The sequence below is a fragment of the Methylibium sp. T29-B genome, assembly GCF_000576225.1.
GTDB lineage: Bacteria > Pseudomonadota > Gammaproteobacteria > Burkholderiales > Burkholderiaceae_C > Methylibium > Methylibium petroleiphilum.
Genome location: NZ_AZSN01000155.1, coordinates 1 through 8,333 on the forward strand (window position 1 = coordinate 1; position 8,333 = coordinate 8,333).

General features: G+C 71.6%; 3 protein-coding genes and 2 pseudogenes. 2 read left to right on the forward strand and 3 right to left on the reverse strand.

Annotated elements, in window-relative coordinates; translation table 11 throughout:
• Positions 1-316: 316 nt before the first annotated feature.
• The 3 genes and pseudogenes from Y694_RS17810 to Y694_RS17820 all read right to left on the reverse strand — a co-directional run bounded on the left by Y694_RS17810 (position 317) and on the right by Y694_RS17820 (position 5,759).
• A pseudogene (locus Y694_RS17810) lies at positions 317-3,558 on the reverse strand (efflux RND transporter permease subunit).
• A gap of 63 nt (positions 3,559-3,621) precedes the next feature.
• Positions 3,622-4,851 (reverse strand): efflux RND transporter periplasmic adaptor subunit, encoded by a 1,230-nt coding sequence (locus tag Y694_RS17815; protein ID WP_036234942.1) that lies wholly within the window; start codon positions 4,849-4,851, stop codon positions 3,622-3,624.
• Positions 4,848-5,759, reverse strand: a complete 912-nt coding sequence (locus Y694_RS17820; RefSeq protein WP_051495868.1) for an alpha/beta hydrolase — start codon at positions 5,757-5,759, stop codon at positions 4,848-4,850. Before Y694_RS17820 ends, Y694_RS17815 begins: the two co-directional genes overlap by 4 nt.
• Positions 5,760-5,925: 166 nt before the next feature.
• Here Y694_RS17820 and Y694_RS17825 point away from each other — a divergent pair.
• Both Y694_RS17825 and Y694_RS17835 read left to right on the forward strand, forming a co-directional pair.
• Positions 5,926-6,866 (forward strand): annotated as a pseudogene (locus Y694_RS17825) (LysR substrate-binding domain-containing protein).
• Positions 6,867-7,152: 286 nt separating this feature from the next.
• On the forward strand, positions 7,153-8,333 hold a 1,181-nt coding region (locus Y694_RS17835), incomplete at its 3' end, for an MFS transporter (protein WP_197028812.1).

An 8,333-nucleotide genomic window follows, 5' to 3' on the forward strand; every position in this document is an offset into this window, starting at 1 on the left:
GCCTGGCCGGCGCGCTCCACCAGCTCGTCGAGCGTGGGGTCGGCGAAGGCCTTCCACCACGTGCCGCGCGGCTGCGCGTCGGCCGGGGCGGCCGTGGTCCAGCGGCCGTCGCCTTCCTTGAAGGCCACCGGTGCGACCGGCAGTGCCGCGGGGTCGATGGCGGGGCGGTGGCGCAGCCGCCAGCACCAGCGCTGCGAACAGCGGGGCCAGCATGGCCCGAGGCAGCCGCGGCAGGCGGCCGGCGAGGGAAGGCAAAGGAGGAGAAGGAAGCTTCATGACGTTCTCTGCTCGGAAGGAAGTGCAGCGGTCCGCTGCTTCAGTCGTGGTGGGCCACCGGCGCGGCCGGCAGCGGCTTCAGGCTCGCGCCACCGGTGCCGGGGGTGCCGGCAAAGGCCTCGGCGTGCGGCACCTCGCCGTGCTGCGTCAGCGGGCGGTTGCCGGCCAGGCGGCGCAGCAGCACATAGAACACCGGCGTGAGGAAGAGGCCGAAGGCGGTCACCCCGATCATCCCGGCGAACACCGCGACGCCCATCGCCTGGCGCATCTCGCACCGGCACCGCTCGACAGCACCAGCGGCAGCACACCCATCACGAAGGCCAGCGACGTCATCAGGATCGGGCGCAGCCGCAGCCGGCTGGCCTCGATCGCCGCCTGCACCGGCGTGCGGCCGGCGAACTCCAGCTCGCGCGCGAACTCCACGATCAGGATCGCGTTCTTCGCGCTCAGCCCCACCAGCACGATCAGCCCGATCTGCGTGAACACGTTGTTGTCGCCGCCGTCGAGCCACACGCCGGTCATCGCCGCGAGCAGACCCATCGGCACGATCAGGATGATGGACAGCGGCAGCGTGAGGCTCTCGTACTGCGCGGCGAGCACCAGGAACACCAGCAGGATCGCGAGCGGGAACACCCACATCGCCGAGTTGCCGGCCAGGATCTCCTGGTAGGTCAGCTCGGTCCATTCGTAGCTGATGCCCGGCGGCAGTGTCTCGGCGGCGATGCGGTTCACCGCGTCCTGCGCCTGGCCCGACGAGTAGCCCGGGGCCGGGCCGCCGTTGATGTCGGCCGACAGGTAGCCGTTGTAGCGCATCGCGCGCTCCGGGCCGAAGCTCGGCTGCACCGTCATCAGCGCCGACAGCGGCACCATCTCGCCGGAGGCCGAGCGCACCTTCAGCAGGCCCACGTCCTCGGCGCGCGCGCGGTGCGTGGCATCGGCCTGCACGCGCACGGTGTAGGTGCGGCCGAACTTGTTGAAGTCGTTGACGTACAGCGAGCCGAGGTAGATCTGCATCGTGTCGAACACGTCGGTCACCGCGACGCCGAGCTGGCGCGCCTTGGTGCGGTCGATGTCGGCATAGAGCTGCGGCACGTTGACCTGGTAGCTCGAGAACAGCCCGGCCAGCTCGGGCGCCTGCTGGGCCTTCGCCATGAAGGCCTTGACCGCGCCGTCCATCGCCGCGTAGCCGAGCGAGCCGCGGTCCTCGAGCTGCAGCTTGAAGCCGCCCGTGGTGCCCAGGCCCTGCACCGGCGGGGGTGGGAACATCACGATGAAGGCGTCCTCGATCTGCGAGAACTGGCGGTTCAGGTCGGCCGCGATCGCCGCGCCGCTCAGGCTCGGGTCGCGCCGCTCGTCGAAGGGCTTCAGCGGCGTGAACACGATGCCGGAGTTGGAGCTGTTGGTGAAGCCGTTGATCGACAGGCCGGGGAAGGCCACCGCGTGCTCGACGCCCGGCGTCTTCAGCGCGATGTCGCCCATGCGGCGGATCACGTCCTCGGTGCGGTCGAGCGTGGCGCCGTCGGGGAGCTGCGCGAAGCCGATCAGGTACTGCTTGTCCTGCGCCGGCACGAAGCCGCTGGGCACGGCCTTGAACAGGCCCACCGTCACCGCCAGGAACACCAGGTACACGCCGATCATCACGGCCTTGCGCGAGATGGCGCGCGTGACGCCGCCACTGTAGCCCTCGGCGCCGCGCTTGAAGGCGCGGTTGAACAGCGCGAAGAAGCGGCCGAACACGCGGTCCATGCCGCGCGTCAGCGCATCCTTCGGCGCGCCGTGACCCTTCAGCAGCATCGCGGCGAGCGCCGGCGACAGCGTGAGCGAGTTGATCGCCGAGATCACCGTGGAGATCGCGATCGTCAGCGCGAACTGGCGGTAGAACTGCCCGGTCAGGCCGCTGATGAAGGCCAGCGGCACGAACACCGCGATCAGCACCAGCGCGATCGCGATGATCGGTCCCGAGACCTCGCGCATCGCGCGGTAGGTGGCGTCTCGCGGCGATAGGCCGGCCTCGATGTTGCGCTCCACGTTCTCGACCACCACGATCGCGTCGTCCACCACGATGCCGATCGCCAGCACCAGTCCGAACAGGCTCAACGCGTTGATCGAGAAGCCGAACAGGTGCATCACCGCGAAGGTGCCGATCACCGACACCGGCACCGCCAGCAGCGGGATGATCGACGCGCGCCAGGTCTGCAGGAACAGGATCACCACCAGCACCACCAGCGCCACCGCCTCGAGCAGCGTGTGGATCACCGATTCGATCGAGGCGCGCACGAACTGCGTGGGGTCGTAGACGATCTCGTAGTCCACGCCCTCGGGCATGTACTGCTTGAGCTCGGCCATGGTGGCGCGCACCTGGTTCGAGATCTCGATGGCGTTGGAGCCCGGCGCCTGGAAGATCGGCACCGCGACGGCCGACTTGTTGTCGAGCAGCGAGCGCAGCGCGTACTCGGCCGCGCCGAGCTCGATGCGGCCCAGGTCGCGCAGCCGTGTCACCGCGCCGTCGGCGCCGGTCTTGACGATGATGTCGCCGAACTCCTCCTCGTTCTGCAGCCGTCCCTGCGCATTGATCGACAGCTGCAGGTCCACGCCCGGCAGGCCCGGCGAGGCGCCCACCACGCCGGCGGCGGCCTGCACGTTCTGCTGGCGGATCGCGGCCACCACGTCGCTGGCCGACAGGCCGCGCGCGGCCACCTTCTGCGGATCGAGCCAGACGCGCATGGCGTAGTCGCCCGAGCCGAACAGCTGCACTTGGCCCACGCCGTCGATGCGCGCCAGCCGGTCCTTGACGTTGAGCACCGCGTAGTTGCGCAGGTAGGTCATGTCGTAGCGGTCGTTCGGCGACAGCAGGTGCACCACCATCGTCAGGTCCGGCGAGCTCTTCACGGTGGTGATGCCGAGGCGGCGCACCTCTTCCGGCAGCCGCGGCTCGGCCTGCGACACGCGGTTCTGCACCAGCTGCTGGGCCTTGTCGGGGTCGGTGCCGAGGCGGAAGGTCACGGTCAGCGTCATCAGCCCGTCGGTGGTGGCCTGGCTGCCCATGTAGAGCATGCCCTCGACGCCGTTGATGGCCTCCTCGAGCGGCGTGGCCACCGTCTCGGCGATCACCTTGGGGTTGGCGCCCGGGTACTGCGCACGCACCACCACCGAGGGCGGCACGACCTCGGGGTACTCGGAGATCGGCAGGCCGCGCAGCGCGATCAGCCCGGCGATCAGCATCAGCAGCGACAGCACGCCGGCGAAGATCGGTCGGTCGATGAAAAACTTGGACAGGTTCATGGCTCCCTCCCTCGGGGATACGGCGGAGACGCCGGGGGTCGGGCCCCCGGTCGGTTCAGGTCATCAGGATTGCGAGGCTGCGTCGCCGCGCGCCTGCAGCTCGGGCTTGGCGTCCATCGCCACCGGCTTCGGCGCGACCAGCGCGCCCGGACGGATGCGCTGCAGGCCGTTGACGACGATGCGCTCGTCGGCCTTCAGGCCGTCGGTCACGACGCGCAGTCCGTCGACGTGGGCACCGAGCCGCACCTCGCGGTACTCGGCGCGGTTGTCGGCGCCGATCACCATCACGAACTTCTTGCTCTGGTCGGTGCCGACCGCGCGCTCGTTGACCAACAGCGCGCTGCCGTTGCGGGCCTGGCCCATGCGCAGCCGCGCGAACTGGCCGGGCATCAGACTGCCGTCGGCGTTGTCGAACACGGCGCGCACGCGCACCGTGCCGCTCTTCGCGTCGACCTGGTTGTCCACCAGCTGCAGCTTGCCGAGCCGCGGCGTGTCGCTGTTCGCGGCGGTGCCCATCTGCACCGGGATGCGCTCGAGCTGGCTGCGCGCGCTCGCGCCGCTCGGAAGGTCCTTCAGCGCACGGGCCACCACCTGCTCGTCGGCGTCGAAGCTCGCGTAGATCGGGCTCACCGACACCAGCGTGGTCAGCACCGGCGCGCCGGGGCCGGCCGCCACCAGGTTGCCGACGGTGATCTCGAGCCGGCCCACGCGGCCGGCCACCGGCGCACGCACCTGCGTGTAGCCGAGGTTCAGGCGCGCCGACTGCAGTGCGGCCTGCGCGGCGCGCAGGCTGGCATCGGCCTCGAGCTGGCCGCTCACGCGCTCGTCGTACTCGCGCTGCGCGATGGCGCGCTCGTCCCACAGGCGCTGGGCGCGGTCACGCTCGCTGCGCGTGTACGCCACGCGCGCCTGGGCGGCGACCACCTGCGCCTCGGCGCGCTCCACGTCGGCCGCATAGGGCGCCGGGTCGATGGTGATCAGCAGCTCGCCCTGCTTGACCAGCGCGCCCTCGCGGAAGTGCACCGACTGCACCGCGCCGGCCACGCGCGAGCGCACGTCGACCCGTTCCACCGCTTCGAGGCGGCCGGAGAACTCGTCCCACGCCGCGACCTGGCTCTGCACGACGGTGGCCACCGAGACCGGCGTCGCCGCGGGGGCGGTCGGTGCCGGGTTGGCCTCGGCGTTGGGGCTGTTGAGTCCGAAGAAGGCGGCCGACACCGCGATCAGCGCGGTGAGGGCGGTGCCGGCGGCCCACAGGCGGCGCGGGCTGGGAGAGGAAGAGGGCTGGTTCATGAGAGGCTCCCGGGGCGGCGGTTCTGGATGGAGGAAGACGCGGAAACTGGAACGGCGGCCGGCGCATGAGCGCGCTGCAGAAAGGCCTGGAACTGCCCGCGGACCACGGGCGCCCAGGCGGCCTGCGCGCCGGCGGGCTGCTTGCAGGCGCAGGGCCAGCCGGTGGGTTGGTCGAGAAACGCCTCATCGACCTCGACGCCGGCGTCGCGCAGCCGCCGTGCATAGGCCAGCGCCTCGTCGCGCAACGGGTCGTCCTGCGCGGTGATCAGCAGCGTGCGCGGCACGCCGGTCAGCCGCATCGCCGAAGCGGGCGCCGCATACGGGTGGTCGGCGTCGGCGGCGCCGGGCAGGTACTGGTGCCAGCCGTCGGCCCACAGGCAACCGACGGGGCCGGCATCGGCATCGCGCAGCGAGGCGGTGGCCACGCAGGGATCGAGCATCGGCGACATCAGGATCTGGCCGGCCAGCGGCGGGCTGCGCCGGTCGCGCGCCATCAGTGCCACGGCCGCGGCCAGGTTGCCACCCGCCTCTTCGCCGGCGACCCAGACCGTCGCGCTCTGGCCGGCCAGCCGGCTGCGGTGGCGGTGCATCCAGGTGAGCGCAGCGTGGCCGGCCTCGATGGCGGCGGGAAAGGGGTGGGCGGGCGCCAGCGGGTAATCGAGCGACACCACCACCGCCCCGGCCTCGGCCAGCAGGCCGGCGACCGTGGCGCCGCTGTCCAGCCCGCCGGCCACGAAGGCGCCGCCGTGGAAGTGCAGCACCAGCGGCGCCGAGCGGCCGCGCGGGCGGCTGCCGTAGACGCGCGCCTTCAGCGGCTCACCGGCATCGACCGGGATCCATTGGTCCGCCCAGACCACCACGGCCGGCGGGCGGCGCAAGGGGGCGGAGCGGGGCGGCGAGGTGGTCATGAGGGCGTCGGGCCGCAGAGACGGCATGAAGCGTGTTGCGATGCAGCAGAAGATAGTGGCGGGCGTTGAAACAATAAATAGCCGTTTCGCTCACGATTTGTTTCACCAACGCAATAATCCGGCCGCCGCGTCGGTGCGGCATCACCAGCGCGGGGAGGCGGCGCCCATGGACAAGTTCTCTGCGATGCAGGCCTTCGTGCGCGTGGTCGAGGCCGGCAACTTCACGAAGGCGGCCGACTCGCTGCAGCTGCCCAAGCCCTCGGTGACGCGGCTGGTGCAGATGCTCGAGGCGCAGCTGCAGACCAAGCTGCTGAACCGCACGACGCGGCGCGTCACGGTCACGCCGGACGGCGCGGCCTACTACGACCGCGCGATCCGGCTGCTGGGCGACATCGACGAACTCGAGTCGAGCATGTCGCACGCGAAGACCAGCCCGCGCGGGCGGCTGCGCATCGACGTCGGCTCGTCGGTCGGCACGCTGGTGCTGATCCCGGCGCTGCCGCAGTTCCATGCGCTCTATCCCGACATCCAGATCGACCTCGGCGTCAGCGACCGCCCGGTCGACCTGCTGAGCGAGAACGTCGACTGCGTGCTGCGCGGTGGCGAACTGATCGACCAGTCGCTGGTGGCGCGTCGCGTTGGCGAGCTGCAGTTCCTGGCCGCCGCGTCGCCCGATTACCTGAAGCGCCACGGCATGCCGCGACATCCGCGCGAGCTCGAGTCGGGCGCGCACGCGGTGATCGGCTTCTTCTCGGCGCGCACCGGCCGGCAGTACCCGTTCGACTTCCACAAGGACGGCGAGCGCATCGAGGTGGCGGGCCGCTACGTGCTGTCGGTCAACGACTCCAACGCCTACGTGGCGGCCGGCCTCGCCGGACTCGGCGTCGTGCAGGCCGCGACCTTCATGCTGCAGACCCACATCAGCCGCGGCGAGCTCGAGCCCGTGCTGGCGGACTGGTGCTCGGAGCCGGTGCCGATCCACGTGGTCTACCCACCAACCGCCATCTCAGCGCCAAGCTGCGCGTGTTCGTCGACTGGGTCGCGGAGCTGTTCGCGCGTGACGACCTGATGCAGCGCAAGAGCAGCCTGCCGCGCGTGGCGCGCTAGGCAGCTGTCGTGCGCGCCGCTCCCGGCACGTCCGGCGCCGTGGCCAGCTTGAACACGCTGACCAGGTCGGCCCGCAAGGCGGCGTGGTGCACGAGATTGCGTGCTGCGATGGCGCTGCGGCGGCTGCGGCCGCGCGCACGTCGGCGGCCGCCTGTGCCCGGGCGCTGATGCCTGCGCATCGTCGACGAGTAGATGATCGACGAGTCTGTCGGCCGGTGAAGCGGTGAGCAGGGCCGCAAAGGCCCGCGGCTCGCACGGTTTGTTGCGGCGCAACACAATGCGCCCGATGCGCCCCTCCGATCCTGCACCCGCGTCACAGCCGTCATCGCCCCCCGCCCGCGACCGGACGTTCTGGCCGGCGGTGGTTGCGCTCGGCGTCGGCGGCTTCGCCATCGGCACCGGCGAGTTCGTGATCATGGGCCTGCTGCCCGAGGTGGCCCGTGACCTCGGCGTGAGCATCCCGCAGGCCGGCCACGTGATCAGCGCCTACGCGCTGGGCGTGGTGATCGGTGCACCGGTGCTGGCGGTGCTGGCCGCCGGCTGGCCGCGGCGCCGGCTGCTGATGGCCCTGATGGCGCTGTTCGCGCTGGGCAACTTCGCCAGTGCGCTGGCGCCGGGCTATCTGTCGCTGAACGCGCTGCGCTTCATCGCCGGCCTGCCGCACGGCACCTACTTCGGTGTGGCCGTACTGGTGGCCGCCTCGCTGGCGCCACCCGATCGCCGCGCCGGCGCGGTGGGTCTGGTGATGCTGGGCCTGACCAGCGCCACGCTGGTCGGCGTGCCGATCGCAGCCTGGATGGGCCAGCACTGGGGCTGGCGGTCCGCATTCGTGCTGGTCGGTGCGATCGCCGCGCTGGCCTGCGTGCTGGTGCGCCGCGGCGTGCCCGACCTGCCGGCGGCGCAGGGCGCGAGCCCGCTGCGCGAGCTGGGCGCGCTGGCGCGGCCCCAGGTGTGGCTCACGCTGGGCATCGGCGCCATCGGCTTCGGCGGCATGTTCGCGGTGTTCAGCTACATCAAGCCCACGCTGACCGAGGTGTCCGGCCTGCCGCTGGGCGCGGTGCCGGCGGTGCTGTCGCTGTTCGGCCTGGGCATGGTGGCCGGCAACCTGGTGGGCTCGCGGCTCGCCGACCGCGCGCTGATGCGCACGGTGGCCGGCCTGCTGCTGTGGAGCGCGCTGGTGCTGGGCTCCTTCGTGTTCACCGCCCACCACCCGGTCAGCGCCGCCGCCAGCGTGTTCCTGGTCGGCACCGTGGTGGCGCTGGCGCCGGCGCTGCAGATCCGCCTGATGGACGTGGCCGGCGACGCGCAGACGCTGGCCGCGGCGCTGAACCACTCGGCCTTCAACATGGCCAACGCGCTCGGTGCCTGGCTGGGCGGCGTGGCCATCGCGGCCGGCCTGGGCTGGACCTCGACCGGCTGGGTCGGCGCGCTGCTCGCGCTGGGCGGGCTGGTGGTGTTCGGCCTCGC